The 18,950-nt window shown below is 45.5% G+C and carries 19 protein-coding genes and 1 pseudogene; 15 read left to right on the top strand and 5 right to left on the bottom strand.

All coding sequences use genetic code 11. The features are described 5' to 3' along the window. Positions 1-89 precede the first annotated feature (89 nt). The 3 genes and pseudogenes from rho to QNI24_RS02275 form a co-directional block, all read right to left on the bottom strand. Positions 90-1,343: pseudogene (gene rho / locus QNI24_RS02285) on the bottom strand (transcription termination factor Rho); the annotation flags it as partial. Between the two features lie 258 nt (positions 1,344-1,601). Beyond that, positions 1,602-1,928, bottom strand: coding sequence for a thioredoxin (gene trxA / locus QNI24_RS02280; RefSeq protein WP_267175799.1), 327 nt, complete (start codon positions 1,926-1,928; stop codon positions 1,602-1,604). A gap of 83 nt (positions 1,929-2,011) precedes the next feature. Further along, complete coding sequence (locus QNI24_RS02275; protein ID WP_267175798.1) at positions 2,012-2,746, bottom strand: cyclic nucleotide-binding domain-containing protein; 735 nt, start codon at positions 2,744-2,746, stop codon at positions 2,012-2,014. A 125-nt stretch (positions 2,747-2,871) separates the two neighbouring features. Here QNI24_RS02275 and ccoN point away from each other — a divergent pair, with 125 nt between their 5' ends. From ccoN to QNI24_RS02200, 15 genes are all read left to right on the top strand, one after another. Then, a complete protein-coding gene (ccoN, locus tag QNI24_RS02270) occupies positions 2,872-4,290 on the top strand; it encodes a cytochrome-c oxidase, cbb3-type subunit I (RefSeq protein WP_267175797.1) in 1,419 nt (472 codons plus the stop codon). Then, positions 4,287-4,901 (top strand): cytochrome-c oxidase, cbb3-type subunit II, encoded by a 615-nt coding sequence (gene ccoO / locus QNI24_RS02265; protein ID WP_267175796.1) that lies wholly within the window; start codon positions 4,287-4,289, stop codon positions 4,899-4,901. The genes ccoN and ccoO overlap by 4 nt, the downstream gene beginning before the upstream one ends. A 12-nt stretch (positions 4,902-4,913) precedes the next feature. Further along, positions 4,914-5,078 carry a cbb3-type cytochrome oxidase subunit 3 gene (locus QNI24_RS02260; RefSeq protein ID WP_267175795.1) on the top strand — a complete coding sequence of 55 codons (165 nt, stop codon included), beginning with the start codon at positions 4,914-4,916 and terminating at the stop codon, positions 5,076-5,078. Beyond that, a complete protein-coding gene (gene ccoP, locus QNI24_RS02255; RefSeq protein WP_267175794.1) occupies positions 5,071-5,955 on the top strand; it encodes a cytochrome-c oxidase, cbb3-type subunit III in 885 nt (294 codons plus the stop codon). Before QNI24_RS02260 ends, ccoP begins: the two co-directional genes overlap by 8 nt. A gap of 21 nt (positions 5,956-5,976) precedes the next feature. Then, complete coding sequence (locus tag QNI24_RS02250) at positions 5,977-6,291, top strand: hypothetical protein (protein ID WP_267175793.1); 315 nt, start codon at positions 5,977-5,979, stop codon at positions 6,289-6,291. An 8-nt stretch (positions 6,292-6,299) separates the two neighbouring features. Continuing rightward, positions 6,300-7,691, top strand: coding sequence for a cytochrome c oxidase accessory protein CcoG (gene ccoG, locus QNI24_RS02245; protein ID WP_267175792.1), 1,392 nt, complete (start codon positions 6,300-6,302; stop codon positions 7,689-7,691). Further along, positions 7,688-7,870 (top strand): hypothetical protein, encoded by a 183-nt coding sequence (locus QNI24_RS02240; protein ID WP_267175791.1) that lies wholly within the window; start codon positions 7,688-7,690, stop codon positions 7,868-7,870. Before ccoG ends, QNI24_RS02240 begins: the two co-directional genes overlap by 4 nt. Positions 7,871-7,889: 19 nt before the next feature. Beyond that, positions 7,890-10,280, top strand: coding sequence for a heavy metal translocating P-type ATPase (locus QNI24_RS02235; protein WP_267175790.1), 2,391 nt, complete (start codon positions 7,890-7,892; stop codon positions 10,278-10,280). Between the two features lie 78 nt (positions 10,281-10,358). Continuing rightward, complete coding sequence (gene ccoS / locus QNI24_RS02230) at positions 10,359-10,568, top strand: cbb3-type cytochrome oxidase assembly protein CcoS (RefSeq protein ID WP_267175789.1); 210 nt, start codon at positions 10,359-10,361, stop codon at positions 10,566-10,568. Positions 10,569-10,571: 3 nt separating this feature from the next. Beyond that, positions 10,572-11,288, top strand: coding sequence for a sulfite exporter TauE/SafE family protein (locus QNI24_RS02225; RefSeq protein ID WP_267175788.1), 717 nt, complete (start codon positions 10,572-10,574; stop codon positions 11,286-11,288). A gap of 155 nt (positions 11,289-11,443) precedes the next feature. Further along, complete coding sequence (locus tag QNI24_RS02220) at positions 11,444-12,109, top strand: ABC transporter ATP-binding protein (protein ID WP_267175787.1); 666 nt, start codon at positions 11,444-11,446, stop codon at positions 12,107-12,109. Further along, positions 12,106-13,044: an HlyD family secretion protein gene (locus tag QNI24_RS02215; protein WP_267175786.1), complete on the top strand. Its 939-nt coding sequence runs from the start codon at positions 12,106-12,108 to the stop codon at positions 13,042-13,044. Before QNI24_RS02220 ends, QNI24_RS02215 begins: the two co-directional genes overlap by 4 nt. Before the next feature lies 1 nt (position 13,045). Then, a complete protein-coding gene (locus tag QNI24_RS02210; protein ID WP_267175785.1) occupies positions 13,046-13,996 on the top strand; it encodes an HlyD family secretion protein in 951 nt (316 codons plus the stop codon). Continuing rightward, positions 13,993-15,204, top strand: coding sequence for an efflux RND transporter periplasmic adaptor subunit (locus QNI24_RS02205; RefSeq protein WP_267175784.1), 1,212 nt, complete (start codon positions 13,993-13,995; stop codon positions 15,202-15,204). Before QNI24_RS02210 ends, QNI24_RS02205 begins: the two co-directional genes overlap by 4 nt. Next, positions 15,201-16,439 carry an ABC transporter permease gene (locus QNI24_RS02200; protein WP_267175783.1) on the top strand — a complete coding sequence of 413 codons (1,239 nt, stop codon included), beginning with the start codon at positions 15,201-15,203 and terminating at the stop codon, positions 16,437-16,439. The genes QNI24_RS02205 and QNI24_RS02200 overlap by 4 nt, the downstream gene beginning before the upstream one ends. A gap of 269 nt (positions 16,440-16,708) precedes the next feature. On the opposite strand, the gene QNI24_RS02195 is transcribed toward QNI24_RS02200, so the two are convergent. Beyond that, positions 16,709-18,244, bottom strand: a complete 1,536-nt coding sequence (locus QNI24_RS02195; protein ID WP_267175782.1) for a choice-of-anchor I family protein — start codon at positions 18,242-18,244, stop codon at positions 16,709-16,711. A 106-nt stretch (positions 18,245-18,350) separates the two neighbouring features. Next, positions 18,351-18,950 (bottom strand): dethiobiotin synthase, encoded by a 600-nt coding sequence (bioD, locus tag QNI24_RS02190; RefSeq protein ID WP_267175781.1) that lies wholly within the window; start codon positions 18,948-18,950, stop codon positions 18,351-18,353.

Raw genomic sequence — 18,950 nt, 5'->3', positions numbered from 1 at the left:
AGGCACTTTGTGTTCAGATAATAATGAATTGGGGGATTTCTTTGTGGTGCGCAGTGAGATTTACTGCGCACCGTATTTTGAGATAAAAACTACCGTTTCATTGAGGTAAAGAATTCCTCGTTGGTTTTGGTGTCTTTCAGTTTATCTAATAAGAACTCAATGGCTTGTAAGTCATCCATTGGATTCAGGATTTTGCGCAAAATATGGGCTTTTTGCAAGAATTCAGGATCAACAATCAAATCTTCACGGCGCGTACCTGATTTATTGATGTTCATGGCAGGCCAGATGCGTTTTTCTGCTGCACGACGGTCCAGATGAACCTCCATATTACCGGTGCCTTTGAATTCCTCAAAAATAACTTCGTCCATTTTAGAGCCCGTTTCAACCAAGCCAGTGGCTATGATGGTCAATGACCCACCTTCCTCAACGTTTCTGGCTGCACCAAAGAATTTTTTCGGCCGATGCAAAGCATTGGCATCCACACCACCGGTAAGAATTTTACCAGAGGCCGGCGTCACGGTATTGTAGGCACGGGCCAAACGGGTGATCGAATCCAATAAGATGATTACGTCTTGTTTGTGCTCCACCAAACGTTTGGCACGTTCAATCACCATATCAGCGACTTGTACGTGACGTGTGGCCGGTTCATCAAAGGTCGAAGCTATCACTTCACCTTTGACTGTGCGTTGCATGTCTGTCACCTCTTCCGGACGTTCATCAATCAACAGTACGAACAATTTAGCCTCAGGATTGTTTTGTGCAATCGATGTAGCAATGTTCTGCAAAATCATGGTTTTACCGGCTTTTGGAGGTGATACGATCAAGCCACGTTGGCCCTTACCAATGGGCGAGACCAAATCAATGATTCGGGTGGTTAAATCCTCTCTTGAGCCATCACCACGTTCCATCTTTAACTGCTCCGTAGCAAACAATGGTGTCAAGTTTTCAAATATGATTTTGCCTTTGGTGTTCTCAGGTGGCTCGTAGTTGATGGTACTGATCTGCAACAAAGCAAAATACCTTTCTGAGTCTTTTGGTGGTCTGATTTTGCCTTCGATGGTATCACCGGTTTGTAAACCAAAACGTCTGATTTGGCTGGGTGAAACATAAATATCATCAGGTCCTGCTTGATAAGATCCTTCCGGTGCTCTTAAAAAACCAAAACCATCAGGCAGTACTTCTAAGACACCATCACCAAAGATGTCTTCACCTTTTTTGGCATGTTTTTTCAAGATTGAAAAAATCATTTGTTGTTTGTGGACTCGAGAGCGTGTTTCTACACCCGTTTTTTTAGCAATTTCAGTCAACTTTGGCGTTGACATTTGTTTCAGTTCAGAGAGATTCATAAGTTAATTGTTTTTGGCAGAAAGCCTGTTAGATGGTTGTTTGTTATTATTAAATTCTTTTATTTTTTAACCCCAACATTCGAACACAGTTGATACAAGTTTAAGTTTAAAAATTAAGGGTGTTGTTATTGCGACAAAAGGCTTGCCGGAGTTGATGCTGTATAAACTACCATGTAAATTTGAAACTGTCCAGCCTGAACAGCAAAAAACGCCCGATATTGACTTATTCAGGCGTTTTTTTCGGTGACTTTGGTATCAGGCAGTGTGTTTAGATAAGAAATCCATTAACTGACCTTTTGAAACAGCACCCACGTGCTGATCAATGACTTCGCCGTTTTTGAAAACCATCAAAGTTGGTATACCACGTATGGCCATTTTAACTGCTGTCTCTTTGTTGTCTTCAATATTGAGTTTGGCTACCTTAACTTGGCCTTCCAATTCGCCAGCCACTTCCTCAAGGATTGGTGCAATCATGCGGCATGGGCCACACCACTCTGCCCAGTAATCAACCAATACCGGTGTGTCAGAGTTGGTAATTTCTTCAAATGTGGCATCAGTGGCCTGGATTATGTTTTCACTCATTTATGTTCTCCATTAATAACCTTGGGTCTAAGGCTGAATTGTTAGTTGTGCGCTATATGGGGTCAGTTGGTATAAATTCAATCTTAATCAAGCACACTTAAGAATTTGGGCATGTCAATGATGGTGATTTGGTGGTCGGCGAGCGCCAACACATCATTTTTCTTGAGCTTTTTGAACACGCGGCTCAATGTTTCCTCTGCCAAACCCAAATAATTAGCCAGGTCACGCTGTGAAATTTGAAATGGAAATTGTTTGGCCGAAAACCCCCTGGAGTAATATAGTTCTGATACATCCTTGACGAAGCTCACCAGTTTTTGTTGGGCATTGTATTCACTGTGGGTGATTTCGAATTGAATGATTTTCTCGCTCATCATCTTCATCAATCGATTTTGAATATCACGGTGTTTCATCGACAGCTCTTGTAAGGGGTAGAAGGGAATCACACAGTATGAACCTGAACTCACCGCTTTGACGGTGGTCTTATATTTGCCATCATGGATGCCATCAAAACCCATGATTTGGCCTGGAATGAATACATCAACAATGCGCTCATCACCCTGTTGAGTCAAGTAAACCGACTTAAACATGCCAGAGTGTACTGTGTATAAATTCTGAAAAGTATTCCCTGCTGTATATACCGTCTGGTTTTTCTCAATCATGATGTGAGAGTCAATGATGGCCTCAATGGCTGCGATTTCGTTGGATTGTATCCTGACCCTGCGGTTATCCACTGTTTTGGTGCACAGCTCACAATCGCCACAATAGCCAGTTGGTTTTTGTTCAATTTTCTTGTTGTTATTGAGGTTGGTGTTCAGCATGGTGTATTCATTTTATTGTTATCTCAGTCAATGTCACAAAATCTTGACCTAGGTCAATCATTGCTTGGTCGTTGAGTCATTATAATTCATGGCAATCACTAAATGGGCAACTAAGCATTGAAAATATGATTGATTTTAACGATAAAGTAGTCAAGCAATTCACCATTGCGACGATATTCTGGGGAATTGTTGGCATGTTGGTCGGCGTTATCATCGCGATACAACTGGCATGGCCGGCATTCAATTTTGATATTCCATGGCTGACTTACAGTCGCTTGAGGCCGTTACACACCAATGCCGTTATTTTCGCTTTCGGTGGTAATGCCTTGTTAGGCACATCGATGTATGTTGCGCAGCGCACTTGCCAAGTCAAACTGTTTTCGAACACTTTAGCCAGCATGGTCTTTTGGGGTTATCAGTTGGTCATTGTGGGGGCTGTATTAACCTTACCCTTTGGCTTCACCCAAAGTAAGGAGTATGCTGAACTGATTTGGCCTTTGGATGTTTTACTGACTGTGGTTTGGGTTTTGTATGCCATTGTTTATTTCGGTACCATTGCAACCCGTACGGTCAAACACATTTATGTTGCTAACTGGTTTTATTCAGCCTTTATCATCACCATTGCGGTGTTGCATATTGTCAATAATTTAGCCATACCAGTGAACTGGCATTTGTCTTACCCCGTATTCTCAGGTTCGGTTGATGCTCTGGTTCAATGGTGGTACGGTCACAATGCAGTGGGCTTTTTCTTAACCGCTGGCTTTTTAGGCATGATGTATTACTTCGTACCCAAACAGGCTGGCCGTCCGGTCTATTCCTACCGCTTATCAATCGTGCACTTTTGGGCCTTGATTTCCACTTACATGTGGGCTGGACCACACCACTTGCATTACACCTCCCTGCCAGATTGGGCCCAATCTCTGGGCATGGTGTTTTCATTGATTCTGTTGGCACCTTCTTGGGGTGGCATGATCAACGGCATCATGACTTTATCCGGTGCTTGGGACAAATTGCGCTCAGACCCTATCATTAAAATGATGATTGTGGCGCTGTCATTCTATGGCATGAGTACCTTTGAAGGTCCTATGCTATCAATTAAAACAGTCAACGCATTGTCACATTACACCGACTGGACCATAGGCCACGTACATTCAGGTGCGCTGGGTTGGGTGGCATTGATGACCATGGCCTCCATGTACACCTTGGTACCCAGACTGTGGGGCAGGGATGGCATGTACTCGACACAACTGATTAATGTTCATTTTTGGATCTCTACTCTGGGTATTGTGCTGTACATCGCTTCTATGTGGATTGCTGGTGTGATGCAAGGCTTGATGTGGCGTGAAATTGATGCCAATGGCTCTTTGGTTTACAGCCATGTAGAAAGTATTGAAGCCACTTACCCATACTATGTCATCCGCATTATCGGTGGTGTGTTGTTCTTAATTGGCGCATTGATTCAAGCCTACAACACCTACAAAACCATCAAAGGCGATCAAGCCGAAGTGGCAGTGAGTACTGAAGCTGCAGGAGCAAAAGCATGAGCAAGCATGAAAAAATAGAAAAAAACATTGGCCTGATGGGGGTGTTGATAGCAGTGGTTATTGGCTTTGCCGGCGTCATTGAAATTGCCCCGCTGATGACCCAAGCCAGCGTGGTAGAACCAGTTGAAGGTTTGGAACCTCGCAACGCTTTAGAGTTGGCGGGTCAAAACATTTACGTCTCTGAAGGTTGTTACAACTGTCACTCACAACAAGTGCGTCCATTCGTTGATGAAACCCTGCGCTACGGCCATTATTCGGTGGCTGGTGAATCGGTGTATGACCGCCCATTCCAATGGGGTTCGAAACGAACTGGTCCGGACTTGGCGCGAGTTGGTGGGCGTTATTCAAATGAATGGCATGAAATTCATTTGATAGATCCACGTGCTGTGGTGCCAACTTCAAACATGCCAGGTTACCCTTGGTTGGCTGAGACTGAAATCGACGTTGAGGAAACCGTTGCCAGTATGAAGGTACTACAAATGTTAGGTCACCCTTACTCTGATGAACAAATTGCCAACGCCGCAACCAGCATCGAAGGTAAAACCCAACTTGATGCGTTGGTGGCATATTTACAAGATTTGGGCACAGCCATGCCTAAACGCTACCAATAAGGAGCAGTTAATATGATCAGTGGAATATATACAGGTCTGTTACTGGTGGTCTTTCTTGGCATCGTAGCATGGGCTTGGAGTAAGAAAAACAAAGCCAAGTTTGATGAAATGTCACAAATGGCATTAAAAGATGATGATGAAATAACCGACAAAACTGAGGAGAAAACTCATGAGTAATTTTTGGCATTGGACAGTAATTATTGTGGTTGTTGCCCACATCATTGCTTATTTGTGGCTGTTATTTGCCACCTCAAAGAAAAAAGTGGATAAACGAGCCGATAACACCACCGGTCACGTGTGGGATGAAGATTTAACGGAATTAGATAACCCCATGCCACGTTGGTGGTTGTGGTTGTTTGTGATTACCATTGTTTTCTCAATCGCTTATTTGTACCTTTATCCTGGTATGGGTAATTTCAAAGGCAGCAAAGAGTGGACTCAAATTAATCGCTTTGAAGCCAACTATGCCAAAGTAAACGATGCACGCGATAAGTCTTTTGCTGGTTTTATCAACAAACCTTTAGATGAGCTGATTCAAGATGATCAGGCCATGCTTCTGGGCCAAAGAATTTTCGCCAACAACTGTGCCCAATGCCACGGCTCTGATGCCGGTGGCGCAACCGGTTTTCCCAACCTCAATGATGACGATTGGAATTGGGGCGGTGAATATGCCGACATTCTTTACACTTTAAATAATGGTCGCATGGGCGTGATGCCTCCTTGGGCCCCTGCATTGGGTGATGATGGTGTGAAACAAGTCGCTGCTTATGTCAGAAGCTTATCTGGCATCGATCACGATGGCGCTTTGGCGGCTGAAGGCGAAGCTAAATTTGGGATGTTTTGTGTCGCTTGTCATGGCCCCGAAGGCAAAGGTATTGCTGCTTTGGGCGCGCCTAACCTGACCGATGACATTTGGTTGTATGGTTCGCATGAAATCATTGAAACGGCGCTTTATGAAGGCCTCAATGGCAACATGCCGTCACAAAGTGAAATATTGGATGAAAACCGCATCAAGCTGGTAGCGGCTTATGTTTATTCATTGAGTAACAAATAAACCTATACAACTGAAACCATCATGACAACTGAACCCATAGTAAAAAACCAAGGATTTAACGAAAGACAAATCAAACGAATTTTCTGGCGCCGTATGGCGATTGTATTGTGGGTTTCATTTTTTACCGCCGCGGTTGAATCCATGGTGTTTTTTGCCCTGTTTGACCCTGCCTATCTGGGACAACTGTCAAGTTTTGGCGTTGATGTCTCACAATGGCAGGGTTACGCATTGGGCTTCATGTTCTTTTGGGTCTTCACCTTCTCTGCCGCATTGTTCAGTGGTTTGGTGTTGGCTCTGCCCAGAACCAAATTGGCCAAACGTAACCCCAACGCGTAAACAAACCCATGTCCAACCAAGATACCAAGCCTGTTGAGCTGAGCCTGTATAAAGCCCACGAAAAAATATACCCAAGAGAAGTCAAAGGACGGTTTCAATTCAAACGTAAATTAGCTGTGTGGCTGTTACTTGGCTTATTTTATTTACTGCCTTGGATCAGCTGGGGTGGCGAACAAGCCGTGTTGTTTGACTTGCCGCAAAGGCGATTCCATATTTTTGGCATCACCCTGTGGCCACAAGATTTTATCTTTCTGGCTTTGATGCTGATCATTGCCGCTTTTTCACTGTTCTTCTTCACTGCATTGGCCGGTCGGTTGTGGTGCGGTTATGCCTGCCCTCAAACCGTCTGGACTGAAGTGTTTATTTGGTTAGAGCAATTGGCTGAAGGCAACCGCAACAAACGCATGAAACTGGACAAAGCCCCTTGGACGCGTGAAAAAATCTTCAGAAAATTCAGCAAACAGTTTTTGTGGATCACCTTTGCGCTCTGGACTGGCTTCACCTTCGTTGGCTTTTTCACCCCCATCAAGGAACTGTCGATGCAAGTTTGGCAGTGGACCCTAGGCCCTTGGGAAATGTTTTGGCTGTTCTTTTATTCTTTTGCCACATACGGCAATGCTGGCTTTCTGCGCGAACAAGTGTGCCTCTACATGTGTCCATATGCCCGCTTTCAAAGCGCCATGTTTGATAAAGAAACGCTGATCATCTCCTATGACGAACAGCGTGGCGAGCCCAGAATGCGCGGTAAAAAACGCCGCGAAGTTGAAAACCCAGGCGACTGTATTGATTGCACCTTGTGTGTTCAGGTGTGTCCAACAGGTATCGATATCCGTGACGGTCTGCAGTACGAATGTATTGCCTGTGCTGCTTGCATAGATGCGTGTGATGATGTGATGGAAAAAAGTGGCATGCCAAAAGGCTTGATAAAATACACCACTGAAAATGCTTTGGAAGGCAGACCAACCCACATCCTTCGACCCAGAACAATTGTTTATTTCATCATCTTGATGACATTGGTTGCATCATTTGGTGTGGCATTAGTTAATCGCAGCGCCATTGATATGAACCTGATTCACGATCGCAACACTTTTTACCGCATCGTTGATTCTGCTACCATTGAAAATGTCTACACCTTAAAAGTCATGAACAAAGGCAATGAGGCAGCTCAATATGAGGTCAATGCCAGTGGCATTGATGGCCTCAAGGTAGTGTTGGGTATGAATGAGACTGGCATCAGTGCTGAGCCCGGCCAGTTGGTTACGGTACCCATTAAAATTCAAGCGGCCAAAGACGCTGCCAATAAGAAAATTCACACCATAGAAGTCACTGTCACTAAAATAAGCAGTGATGGCAGCGATTCTGCTGCAGAGAAAGTGAAATATTTCGGATACAACAAATGAAAAATTCAAAACAAAAAAACTATAAAAACTTACCCTGGTACAAATACCCGTGGTTGTGGTTCGTGATATCTTTACCGGCCAGCGCTGTGGTTGCCGGTTTGATCACCGTTTACATTGCCCAACAAAATGCCCCACAAGTGATTATTAAGCAGAATAAGTTTCAGATTGAAAAAGACTGAATGAGACCAATTAAATAAGATGACCGCCTGCTTTCATTGCGGCGAAACAGTTCCTAAAGGCTGCCACCTGACTGCTGAAATTGCTGGTCAGGAACAACCCATGTGTTGTATCGGTTGTCAAGCCGTGGCACTGTTCCTTGCCGATAACGACCACGAAGTTTTTTATCAATACCGTCAAGGCCAGTTACCCGCCGAACAGGTCGGTAACAAGCCCACCAGCTGGCAACACCTAGACGCCAAAGACGTGTTCAGTGAACTGACGCAAGTATTGGACGATGAGACAGTTCAGGTCACCATTAAGGTGGAAGGCATGTATTGCAGCGCCTGTGGTTGGCTGCTGCAAAAAGTCCTCGCTGACCGACCAGGCATTCGTGAACTGCGCATCAACACCGTCACCCAAAACCTACAAGTTGAATTCAATCCAAAACTGATCAAACTCAGTGAAATTTTTGCTCAGATTGAGACTTTAGGTTACCAGCCCATGCAACAAAACAGCAGTGAAAACCCCGCTGATGAAGCCCGCAAAGACCAACTGAAAAAGATTGCTGTGGCTGGCTTTGGCATGATGTTTATCATGACCTTGGCTGTGCCACTTTATTCGCCTGAAGATTTTACCGTGGCACCACACATTCAAAGATTTTTCTTGATGATCAGCATGCTGATTGCCACCGCAGTTTATTTTTATTCTGGCATGAGTTTCGTCAACAATGCCATCCGTGACCTGAGGAACCGACATTTAGGTATGGATGTGCCAGTGGCTTTGTCGATTTCTCTGGCCTACTTTGTCAGCATCTATCTGAGCTTCAAACAACAGGGCCATGTCTATTTTGACTCCATGACCATGTTCATCTTTTTCCTGCTATTAGGGCGTTATGTCGAGTCCCAGGTCAAACACCAAGGCATGAACGTGCGTGAATCACTTTTTGCCTTGATTCCAGTCAGTGCCATCAGGTTGAATCAGGGCACCTCGGAGACCGTGCCTCTGAACCAAATCAACAAAGGCGATCAATTACTGGTCAAAGCCGGTGAGACCATTCCCTGTGATGGCGTGGTTGATGAAGGCCAGGGTCAGGTCAACGAGGCCATCCTGACCGGTGAGTCACAATCATTAAACAAAGGCCCTGGCGATACTATTTATGCTGGCGCCACCCTACAAAATGGTCAATTGGTTTTCACCACCAGTGTCAATAATCAGAACAGTTTCTTGGCCAAGCTGGCTGATTTGATGGAATTGGCACAAAGTAAAAAACCTGCCAGCCTACAACTGGTAGATCAGATAGCCAGTTATTTCGTCGCTGGGGTGCTGTTTCTGGCACTGGCCACCACCATTTGGTATGGCATGAACCAAAGTGATGCTTTGATGACGGCCCTGTTGGCGGTATTGATTGCCACCTGCCCGTGTGCACTTTCACTGGCAACACCTACGGCATTAACCGCCTCAGGCGTGCATTTGTTGCGTCAGGGTATTTTAGTCAATAACACCGACGCCATTACTCGCTTGGCCAAAACCGATCGTTGGTTTTTTGATAAAACAGGCACCCTGACTGAAGACAAACTCAGCATCCACCAACAACACATTTTGACTGACTACGATAAAAATAAATTGCTGCAGATATGCAGCAGCTTGCAACAAGTCAGCAACCACCCAATTGCCTCCGCATTCCAATACCCAGAAATATTACCGGTGATAAATGCCAAAGAATTAGCTGGTCGAGGAGTTAGCGGTCAAATCAGCGATGAGACAGGAGCTGCTGAATGGCATATGGGCAGCCGCCATTGGTTACAATCCCTAAATGTTGCGATTCCACAAATCGATACTGATTCAGCGTACACCCAAATCTTGTTGGCCAAGGACCGACAGGTCGTTGCTGTGTTTGAGTTGGATGTACCGGTTCGTGCGGGCACTAAAAAATTGTTGAAGCACCTCCAAAAAGTGCAAAAACCACAAGCCATTCTCAGTGGTGATAATGCCGCAACCGTGGCCAAATGGGCCACTAAACTGAGCATCAAAGAATACCATGGCGAACTCAAAGCCGAACAAAAAATCAACCACTTGGCCGCACAACAACAAGCTGGCGCTGCTTGCGTGATGGTTGGAGATGGGGTTAACGATGCACCAGTGCTGTCACAAGCGGATGTTTCGATCAGTTTAAAACAAGGCGCCCACCTAGCCCATTCAGCCTCAGACATGATTGTGTTAGGTAAGTCGCTCGCACCGGTGGTCAAGGCGCTGGATATCTCCAGCAAAACCCATGCCATCATCAAACAAAACCTGATTTGGTCTTTGGTATATAATCTCAGTGTGACGCCAGTGGCCATGATGGGTCTGTTGGCACCTTGGATGGCGGCAATTGGGATGTCATTAAGCTCACTGCTGGTGGTATTTAATTCACGCAGACTGCTGAAATAAACCAGCTCAAACAGAACCACTGAACACCTATGCAACCACCACATTTATCAACAAAACATTTGAGGCCTCAGACTTGACATGAATATGGTATTTATTTTGGTACTACTCAGTTTGGTACTGGCCGGACTGGCCGTTTGGTCGTTGATTTGGGCCATCAATAAAAATCAGTTTGATGATTTGGATAGCCCAGCGTACTCCATCTTGGACGATAAAAATGAGCCCTTCAATCGTGCCAAAAAAACCTCAGAGAAACAAACCAAAGATAAAACCGAGGACACCACCGACTGAGCGATGTCAGCCATCATCACACCCTTACTGATTGGTTTTTTTTCAGGTTTTCACTGTATTGCCATGTGTGGCGGCGTCTGTAGTGTGTTGTGCCAGCGACAAAACCACCGCCAAACCCTGGTCACTAATCTCGGTCGAATCACCACTTATACCCTTTTAGGCGCTTTGTTTGCCGGCTTGGTCCAAGGCCTTTCGTTACAACTTAACTTGGGCGCGTGGGGCTTGTTTTTGCGTTCTATGATGGGCGTGATGTTAATACTCACCGGCTTGGTACTTATCTTTAAAGACAGAGCAAAATGGCTGGTACTACAAAAGCCCTTGCCATTTTGGCCGCAAGTCAGTCAACAAATGAAACGATTGCAGTCATCTACCACACTCTCCGCGGTCTTTGGCAAAGGATTGCTCTGGGGCCTGATTCCTTGTGGTTTGTTGTATGGCATGCTGATTGTTGCTGCCACCACTGCAGATGTGTGGCGCGGTGCTGGTTTTATGCTGTTCTTCGGCTTGGGCACGCTGCTGCCGCTACTGCTTTCTCAAGTGGTTATCAAGTTCCTGTTGAACAGCTCCTTTGGGGTGGTTTTGCGCTCAATTTCCGGCTTATTCATCTTTATCCTTGGTTTGTGGATTTTGGCATCACCCTGGTTCGCTCATGCTTTGATTCCAGCAGATAACGTGTTTTTTACTGAATTATCAGCTGTTTTGGACCTTTGTATCCCCTGAAACCCAGCATTTTCACAATTCGTGCACAAATACTGCTTAGAATGTTTGAACTTAATCAGTCTTTTGACAATCAATAAATAAGATACTTTTGACACTGTTTATCCGTATCATTGATTCAATACACTTATCAACAATCATTAGGGACCCATAAGCGGATGCTGGAACTGAAACAAATCTCAAAAATTTATCAAACCCAAGGTGAAACCATCACTGCACTGGATCATGTTGATTTAAGCATCGGTACCGGTGAATTTGTGGCCATCATGGGGCGGTCAGGTTCAGGTAAGTCAACCATGTTGAACATCCTCGGGTGCATGGACAAGCCCACCTCCGGCCATTACCAACTGGCTAATCAGGATGTCAGCTCACTGGATGATGATGCTTTGAGCCAAATTCGCAACGACCACATTGGCTTTGTGTTTCAGGGCTTTCACTTGTTGCCAAGGCTCAGTGCACTGGAAAATGTTATGGTGCCATTGCGCTTTGCTTCTCCAGAAAAACAACAAGGTGGCGAGGAACGAGCCAAGGATTTATTGCGCCAAGTGGGCTTGGGTGAACGCGTACATCACATGCCCAATGAAATGTCAGGTGGTCAGATTCAGCGCGTGGCCATTGCCCGCTCATTGATTAATCAACCTGCCGTGCTGTTGGCCGATGAACCCACCGGCAACCTTGACAGCGCCATCTCTCAGCAAATCATCGACTTGCTGTGTTCATTGAACCAGTCAGGCCAGACCATTGTGATGGTGACCCACGAACCCGATATTGCGGAAAATGCCGGGCGCACCATTCATTTTTTAGACGGGAAAATCATCTCATGAAAAAATCACTCATACTTACACTCATGTTTGTCACTGCACTCAGCCATGCTGATATGTACACAGGCACCGTAGAATCCAGCCAAACCCAAGTCATTAATATGCCGCAGGTCAGAGGTTGGCAGGCCAAGATTGCTGAAATGATAGACGAAGGCAGCTTTGTTGAAGCAGGTGATTTTCTGGTACGCATAGACGGCAGCGAAGTCGACAGCACCATCGAGAGTAAAGTCGAACAATTAGACGTATTCAAAGCCAGTGCCAAACGCGACATGATTCAAATCGAAATCGATTTAAACAACGCCAACCTCGCTTTTGAACGAGCCAAAGTAACCCGCAAGGTGGCTCAGCTCAAAGCCGATGTACCGGTTAATTTCATCGGTGAATTGGAATTCAAGGAACGTCAGTTGGCGCTAAAGAAGTCCATCAAAGATTTGAATGATGCTGAGAACGAACTCAATACCATCATCAAAAACAAACGAGAAAAGGAATTAGAAATCGAATTAGGTCTACAACAGAAACAACAAGAATTAACTTACTGGCAAGGTCAATTAGCAGCCTTGAGTATCACCGCTGACCAATCAGGATATGTCATCTATGCTGCACACCCGCGCACTGGCAGCAAATACCAAGTGGGTGATCAAGCCAACAGTGGTATGGAAATCCTTAGGGTGTCGAAAAAACAAAACATGAAAGTCAAAGCTTGGGTCAACGCCATCGATGTACCGAAGATCACCCAAGGCAAAGCAGTCAAAGTGTCATTTGACGCGCTGCCCAATGCCCAAGTGAACGGTGAAATCACTTCAATTTCTTCCGGCGGCAGAGATAAAAACGATTGGGGCGACGGCCTGTATTACGAGGTAGAAGTCAGCCTCAATGGCGCCGATGACATAGAATTATTGCCAGGTATGAGTGCCCTGGTCAAACTGAGTGAGGTCTGAAATGAAACACATATTAATATTTCTTGCCTTGATGGCATCTTTCCATGCCGTTGATGCAGCTGATTTTGCCGCCAACGGTGAATTAAAGGCCTTAGAAACAGATAACTACTCGCCACCTAAAATTCGCCGAATTTGGCAATACACCATCGCCTTTATGGCACCCGATGGCAGCCAAGTAAATCCTGGTCAACCGGTGTTGATGTTCAAAACAGATCAGCTCAAAGAGCGTCTGTTGGATAAACAAGGTGAACTTAACATCAAACAATCTGAATTGAAAAATACCGAAGTGGGGAAAGTTGAAACCATTCAGAACAAAAACTTGGCGGTTGAAGAAAAGAAAATGTTGCTTGATAAAGCACAACGAAAAGCCGAACTGCCCAAAAGTGTGATTGCCTTGAACGAGTACGAGGAAAATCAGCTTAATTTTGAACTGGCAAAACTTGAATACCAACACGCCCTTGATGACCGGCGCTTGACCAACGAAAGACTGAACACTGAGATAGATATCCTGAAGGCCAACATCGCCAAGTTGAGTGCTGAGGTGAGCGAACTGAATGAATCCATTAAAAGCATGCGCATCATCTCCAATCGCAAAGGCATTGTGATGCACCAAACCGACTGGAACAACAACAAATATGCAGTGGGTGATAATGTTTGGGGTGGCGCACGGGTGACCGAAGTGGCTGATTTAGAACAAATTGTAGCGCAGTTGGAAATCAAAGAGAACGACATGTCTAGGGTTGCTGAGGGCCAAACAGTCAGTTTTGTATTGGATGCTTATCCAGATATGGAGTTCACGGGAACCATAAAATCCTTATCCAAAGTGGTACGCACCAAGTCGAAGAATCAACCCTCGAAAATCTTGGATGCAACAGTCGCTATCAATGACCTCAATCTTGAAATTATGCGTCCGGGCATGAGTATCAAGGCAACCATTTTATCGGAGACATGATGCGTAACTTCAGCTATTTAATTGTATGGGTTTTGTTGTTGGTTGGCTGCAGCAGTGAAGACAAAGACACCACCCCTGTTATTTCAGTGGCCACTGACAAAGTGGTGTTTGAAATACATGCCGAAGGTGAATTAGAGGCAGTCAAATCGACCCCGATAACTGCACCGACAGCATCACGCCGACCACAAACCTTGGCCTGGATTGCACCGCAGTTTACCAACGTCAAAGAAGGCGAGGTTGTGGCTCGTTTTGATGGCAGCAGTTTTCAATTGGAAGTGGATGAGACCAGTTTTGAAATCCAAAAAATCATGTACTCCATGATGGCCAAAGACCGCGAAATTGACAACACCAAATTCAGCTTTGACGCTGAATCACAGGTCATAGACTTTGAATACGATCTGGCCAAACAATTCAACATCGATGACCCATTGTTATACACCAAGATTGAAATGATTGAGGCAGGTGACAACGAAGACTTTCTTAAGGCCAAAGCCGATCACATCGATAAAATAGAAGACAACTTTGAGGAGAAGTCTGAAACAGAAAAAGCCGTGCTGCATAGTAACAAACAAAAGCAAGTGGCCAAACTAGAAATGAACAATGCCAGTTTAAGTGCGCTCGAAATCAAGGCGCCGCACGATGGCTTGTTTGTTTTGGAACCCAGTTGGGATGGCTCTTTACCTGAACCAGGTAAATCTATTTTCCCAGGTTCCAAGCTGGCCAAACTACCTGACTTAAGTGCCATGCAAGCCAAAGTTTATGTACCTGAAGTGGAGGCCATTGGGATTAAGGAAGGTGTGGCGGTGACCGTTTCATTGCACGCTTTTCCTGACAGTTCTTTTGAAGGCACAGTCAGCTCCATCAGTAAAACAGCACAACCGAAAGAGCGTGATAATCCCGTTAAATACTTCACTGTAATTGTCGGCTTAGATGCCACTGATAACGAGCAACTCAAACCGGGCCAAAGACTGAATGCCAGCATCCGTGTGATTGAACAAGACAGCGGCTTGGTGGTACCTATCCAGACAGTATTCCGAGAACAAGAGAACACTTGGGTATTCATTCAGGACGGTAACAGCTTTAAACAACACACCGTCACCACCGGGTTCTGTAGTTCCAGCTTATGTACCATTGAAGCTGGTTTAACTGATGGAGATGTGATTGCACTGTCGCAACCAGCTGGTGTCATTGCGGAGGCTCGATTGTGAATGCCATAACCATCAATTTACGTCATGCCATATCAGAGATGATGCACCACAAACTGCGCACCTTGCTGACCCTTTTGGGAATGGTTTTTGGTGTGGGTGCAGTAATTGCCATGCTCAGTATCGGTGAAGGCGCACAGGCCGAAGCCACCCGTTTGATCGAAAAAATGGGCCTGCGCAACTTGGTGATTGAAGAAAAAACCTTTGACCAGGAAACCCTGAAAGAAATTCGCGAAGACACCTTGGGTTTATCAATGAACGACGTGCGGGCCCTGCAAGACAGCCTGCCTTTTGTTGAACAAACTTGTGGCGAAAAAACCCTCAAAACTTGGAGCCTTTTTTCGGTGAATGCCAACTCGGACGGCGCTGTTAAAGCCGTTTCACCCAGTTGTTTTTCCATGTCTAATCTGGAAGTTTCAGAGGGTCGCCTGTTTGATGATAAAGATAACAAAGGTTTTGCCCAAGTGGCCGTGATTGGTTCAGAGGCGGCCGATTCATTGTTTCCGGCTGGAGACGCCCTGGGTCAACGCATCAAGATCAATCACTTGTGGGTCGAAGTGATTGGAATTCTGCGCAAGGATGAATTATCCAAAGATGAAATCCAAGGCATCAAACTGGGTGCTGAACACAACCAAATTTTTATTCCAGTTGAAACGGCATTCAAACGCCTGAAATTAGAAATGCTAGAGAGTCAATTGGATACCATAAGAGTTGGATTGGATGAATCAATCAAACCACAAATGGCTTCAGTGGCCATCGATCGATTGCTTAAACGCCGCCATGGCAACATCGATGATTACCAAATCATTGTGCCTGCATCGCTGCTTAACCAACAAAACCAGACCCAACAAATATTCACCATTGTGATGTCCAGTATTGCCGGCATCTCTTTGTTGGTCGGTGGCATCGGCATCATGAACATCATGCTGGCTACAGTACTGGAGCGAACCAAAGAAATCGGTTTATTAAGGGCCTTAGGTGCGCGCAAGGTGGATATCAAAAACCAGTTTTTGATTGAAAGTGCGACCATCGCGGCCGTCGGGGCCATGCTGGGGATCATCATGGGCATTGTGCTCTCGTTCTTGATCCAGTCTTTGGCCAGTTGGCCGGTGGCTTGGAGTTTCTTTTCCATCATACTGGCTGTCGGCGTGTGTTTAATCACAGGTGTGGCCTTTGGTTACTATCCCGCCAAACAAGCCGCTGAATTAGACCCCATACAAGCACTGCAAAAAAATTAAAAGTCCTCAATCCAATTAAACGCTTTACTGAAATCCCTTTCGGTAAAGCGCTTTTTGCTTAAGCTCCACAGCTGTATAAATTGATTTTGTTAATAACAGGCATCTTCACTTGGCAGTATGTTACTTTTAAGTCAAGGGCCACTGACTCTCGCCCAGCATGATGACCTGAAGCCTGTTGTGACCGCCATAATCAACTTTTTGGTTTTAATTTCATATAGACAACACCCCGTGAGCTGACATAGGGCTTGGTAGTTCTTAATCTATTGCACTTATTCAAAACTGTTGTTGAAAATCACATCAATCAATCGAAACACCCCGATGGTGCCGGTATCCTCATAGCTCACCAACAGCAAGTTTTCGCCAGTGGCGTTGCTCTCACCAGGGATAAATAATAATCCTTCAGGCGCCACATCACCATCGGTGGCTGGCTGATAACTTTCAAAACTGGCCAAAGCCGGATCAGTGATGTCATAAACCATGATGCCACCCACACGCTCTAAACCAATAAAAGCATAATTTTTCCCATTGATGCGTGCAGTGGTGATGCCTTCCGGTTCAGCGCCTTTGTTGTCACTGCGTTGATCAAAGTCATCTGCTGAAGCGTTATTGGCATTGAATAACTCAGGGTTCAATTCAGCAATTTTAAAAGCAACCTCACTGCCAGAGTCAAACACTTGGACACCACTGCTGGCATCCCAGATAGAGAAAGAACGACCACCATAAACATACAGCTCGGTGTATCCGTTTGGACCGCTACCCAGATTGGTTTGCGCATCCAGGCGACCCAACTGGGCATCTTGTTGCAGGTCTGCTGCGTTGGGGAAGCTGATCGGATCTAATACCAGGTCTTTGATGCGGGCATCTTCATCCCGCGCATCACCTTCGTTGGCGGTGAGGTAATAATCGTTGTTGTTGATGTTCACGGCAGCAATCGCATCAGGCATGTAAATGCCGCTCACCGGCCAGTTATTGATGTTGATAGCACCATTAGCTTTGGGACCATCACTGTCACTGGGATCCAATTCATTGCCCGGTAAGCTGTGGTCTTTGAAACCCAGTGCTTGGATGCTGTTGATGGCGGGATTGATTAAATCCACCACAGCCACGGCATTGTTCTCTTGTAAGGTCACAAAAGCCTGGCTTCCATCGGCACTGATCGCAACGTATTCTGGTTCTAAATCCTCAGCCACTGCTTGATTGGGCGCAATAATCAGATCAGCAGGCAGCTCGTTGTTCCTGGGTTGACCGGCATTGAATGCAGTAAAGTCCAAAGTGGCTACAGTGGCGTTGGCCACGCCCATAGACATATCAATGATGCTCACTGAGCCCAAAGGATTGATGCCGGCATCCGGCTCACCTTCATTGGCCACAATCAACTGGCTGCCGTCTTGATTGAAAGTCAGCATGTCCGGCAAAGCACCAACCGTTAACGTTCTTTGGTGCACCCCGTTGGTGTCAAAAAACTCAACCGTACCATTGTCAGTAACCGCATCGGCTTGAACTGCCACAGCAACCATGCCATCGTGGCTGGCTATGCTGTTAGGACCAGCGCCGAATGAACTGAGATCGATGGTGGTACTGGCACCAGCCTGTAATGGCGTCGAGAAATCAAAAATACTGAATGATGCAAAGCCTGAATTGATCACAAATAATTTCTGGCTGTTGCTGTCGTAACTTGATATTTCACCGGAGCTTTCGCCCAGCCCAGTCGATAATTGATTGATTTTCTCTAATTGAATGGCGGCATGGCTGTGGCAACTCATGGCCAACAAAGCCAGCATCTTAATGGGGTGTTTTATTCTCATCAGAACCTCTCATAGGATTAATAGTAAGGAGCAATTAATCCGGAGAAGTTTAGGTGTCTTATGTTGTGCTTGTGTTTAATTCAGATGATGTTTTCATGACGCTGGCCTAACTCCTGTCAACAATGGCTTGTATGTTGCTATCAATATCTGTGAATTCGGCTTCAATGACATTGGCAATCCAACCGTGATACAAATCACTGTCTTGTTTGATTTTCTCGATGGTCAGTAGGCTGTGGTTGATACAACCCAAACCAATTCTGGCCACCATCACCACTGGTAATTGCACAGCAATGGCCAAGTCTTTCAGCATCAGATTCTCACTCAATGGCACACACCAACCGCCGACACCCTCCACCAATACACGGTCGTATTTGTTGTTTAATTGCTGAAATAAATCCAGGCATTCAGACATATTAAACTGGCCATCGACATCCGCAATGTGTGGTGATGCGGGATGTTCAAATGTATAAGGGTTGATTTCACTCAATGTTTGTCCCGTCACTTTGGCCAATTCAAGCGCATCTTCACTGACCAGCTGACCACCTTGCCAGATGGCACCGGATGCAATTGGTTTGAAAGCACCCACAGTTAATCCTTGGTTTTTCCACGCTTTGAGGATTTGACAAGAAATGTAAGTTTTACCAGCATCGGTATCGGTGGCCGTGATGAAACAACTGGGTATATCAACAAACTGTTTGATTAGCAT

Source organism: Marinicella marina, from assembly GCF_030065545.1.
GTDB classification, from domain to species: Bacteria; Pseudomonadota; Gammaproteobacteria; order Xanthomonadales; family Marinicellaceae; genus Marinicella; species Marinicella marina.
Note: the sequence above shows the minus strand (reverse complement) of the source record. Positions and strands in the feature narration are given on the sequence as shown.